General features: G+C 68.2%; 3 protein-coding genes and 1 pseudogene. 1 reads left to right on the top strand and 3 read right to left on the bottom strand.

Going from position 1 to position 2129, the window contains the following annotated elements; all coding sequences use genetic code 11:
• Positions 1-81: 81 nt before the first annotated feature.
• Positions 82-606 carry a GNAT family N-acetyltransferase gene (locus V6M49_RS07140; protein WP_332760687.1) on the top strand — a complete coding sequence of 175 codons (525 nt, stop codon included), beginning with the start codon at positions 82-84 and terminating at the stop codon, positions 604-606.
• A gap of 169 nt (positions 607-775) precedes the next feature.
• Here V6M49_RS07140 and V6M49_RS07135 read toward each other — a convergent pair.
• The 3 genes and pseudogenes from V6M49_RS07135 to V6M49_RS07125 all read right to left on the bottom strand — a co-directional run.
• Positions 776-922 (bottom strand): annotated as a pseudogene (locus tag V6M49_RS07135) (GNAT family N-acetyltransferase); the annotation flags it as partial.
• A gap of 28 nt (positions 923-950) precedes the next feature.
• Entirely contained in the window at positions 951-1475 is a 525-nt protein-coding gene (locus V6M49_RS07130; protein WP_332760686.1) for a hypothetical protein, read from the bottom strand.
• Positions 1472-2129, bottom strand: a 658-nt coding sequence (locus V6M49_RS07125; RefSeq protein ID WP_332760685.1) for a protein kinase domain-containing protein, incomplete at its 5' end; no start/stop codon positions are given. The genes V6M49_RS07130 and V6M49_RS07125, both read right to left, overlap by 4 nt.

Raw genomic sequence — 2129 nt, 5'->3', positions numbered from 1 at the left:
CGGTGCGGAGCGTGAGGTAGCGGACCTCGGAGTCCATGGATTCAGGCTACGCTGTGGGCCGCTCTCTGTAGAGTTTCGCTTATGGATAGCCCGGTGAGGGTCCGCTACGCGCGCGTCGAGGACTCGGCCGAGATGGCGCGCGTGAATGTGCGGTCGTGGCTTGAGACGTACCGCGGAGTCATGGCGGACCACGTCCTCGATGACCCGGGGTTGCTTGCTGCCCGGGAGCGGTTCTGGACCGCCATGCTCAGCGATGAGCGCTACCGCGCAAACCGCGTGGCGGTGGCCGAGCGCAACGGCGAAGTGATCGGGATCGCGATGGCGGGGCCCTCGCAGAGCTCCGGATCGGAGTGGGGCACACGCCTCTACGTGCTATACGTCGTGGCGGCTGAGCATGGGACGGGTACTGGGGCCGCGCTCCTGGACACCGTCGTCGGACCTGACGAGTCGGCAGCGCTCTGGGTGGCCGATCCGAATCCCCGGGCGCAGGCGTTCTACCGCAAACACGGGTTCGTAGCGGACGGGACCGTGAATGTGGAGGACGGCGTGCGCGAGATCCGTATGGTGCGGGTCTCCTCCGGCCGTGGCTCGCGTTTTCCCCCGTAATTGCGCAGGTATCGGGCGTACGGTCAGACGGTATCGATCCAGTAGCGTCGTTTGCCGTTGCGCGTATCCTCCCAGACGCCGCCGTTCTTTTCGATGGTCGCCCGGGAGCGGCATTGACCTCATCGCAGGTGAGAAGCGCCCGGTGGATTCCCAGGTCCCGGGCCATCGGCTGGGCGTCGGCCAAAGCTGCAGCGGCGTGGCCGCGGCGCCTGGCAGATGGCAGCACGCTGTAGCCGATGTGCCCGCCCTCGTTGAGGAGGTAATCGTTCAGCTCGTGCCTGATGGCCAGTGAGCCAAGAAACGTGTCACCCTCCACAATCCACAAGTACGTGCAGGGCACATCGTCAGCCGTTCTTGTTCTTGCCTTTCCCCTGTTCCGGTGCGGGGGCTGGCACCGGAACGGCGGCCGGTACCGGTGCCGGTGCGGGCGCACTGTTTTCCTGCGCGGCCTTCGCAGCCTGCGCGGCGGCTTCCGCGTCGGCCCTGGTCTTCTCGGCGGCAGCCGCGGCTTCTTCGGCGGCTTTCGCTGCCGCGGCGGCGGATTCTGCGGCAGCCTTGAGGTCCGACCTGACAGCGGTGATGCCGGCCATGATGCGCCGGTGCCGTTCCTCGGATACCTGGCCGCTGCCGGCCGCAGATGCCACGTCCGCTTCCAGGCTCTCCAGTGCCGTGAGCGCGGCCGTGTGATCGTTGGCGGCCGCAGCCTGGCTCACGCCGAGCACGACTTCCTGGAGATGGGAGGCCGTGTCGCGCTGCAGGCCGGTAGCGGCCGGGCCGCAGCCGGCGAGGGAGGCCGCCAGCGCAAGTGCGGCGGCAAGGCCGGCTCCCCATGATCGGGCGCATTGGTTCTTGGACCGAAACGGGGTCATGGTTCCACACTCTTCTGAAGTTCCTGAAGGTGGTCACCCAGGGTGCCGCTCACCGCAGGGTAAGGCACGACGTCGGCGGTGGACTCTGGCGCCTGGCCCGCTGTCAGTGCCGCGGCCCCGGCCGCCAGCGCAACAAGGATCAGGATGGCCAGCACCGGGAGTCGCAACTTCTGTCCCGCACGGGCCGGCCTCCGCCGGCGCGTTCGCCGGGGGCTGCTGGGCTGATCGGAACCAGGCACCGGCCTTGCCCGCAGATCAGGGGAGGGTGATTCTGCGGTGACGGACGGCGTCCTGAACGGCATGGCCGGCAGCACACGCGTGGTTTCCGGGGCAAGTCCGCCGGGAGTGGATGTCGGCGAGACCAGGGCCTGCCGCAGCGCCGTCTCGATGTCCGCAGCTGTCGGTCGTTCCAGCGGCTCGATTGCCGTCATCGAACGGATGAGGTCGGCCCACTCCGCTGGGAGATCCGCGGGAATTCTGGGCGCGCGGTGCAGCCTGGCCACGGCGGATTCCACAGCGCTGCCGGGGTATTCCATCGACTGCTTGATGCATTCGAGCAGGACCAGCCCCAGCGAATAGATGTCTGTGGCAGGGGTGAGCGGGGAGCCCATGGCCTGCTCTGGGCTGAGGTACGCCGCGGTGCCCACCATGGCT

Source organism: Pseudarthrobacter sp. (assembly GCF_036675385.1).
Classification (GTDB): domain Bacteria; phylum Actinomycetota; class Actinomycetes; order Actinomycetales; family Micrococcaceae; genus Arthrobacter.
The sequence above is the reverse complement of the archived record's forward strand: the minus strand, read 5'-3'. Positions and strand labels throughout refer to the sequence as shown.

Coding starts and splice junctions, on each gene's coding strand:
- V6M49_RS07140 (WP_332760687.1), top strand. CDS start 82: ATGGATAGCCCGGTGAGGGTCCGCTACGCGCGCGTCGAGGACTCGGCC.
- V6M49_RS07130 (WP_332760686.1), bottom strand. CDS start 1,475: ATGACCCCGTTTCGGTCCAAGAACCAATGCGCCCGATCATGGGGAGCC.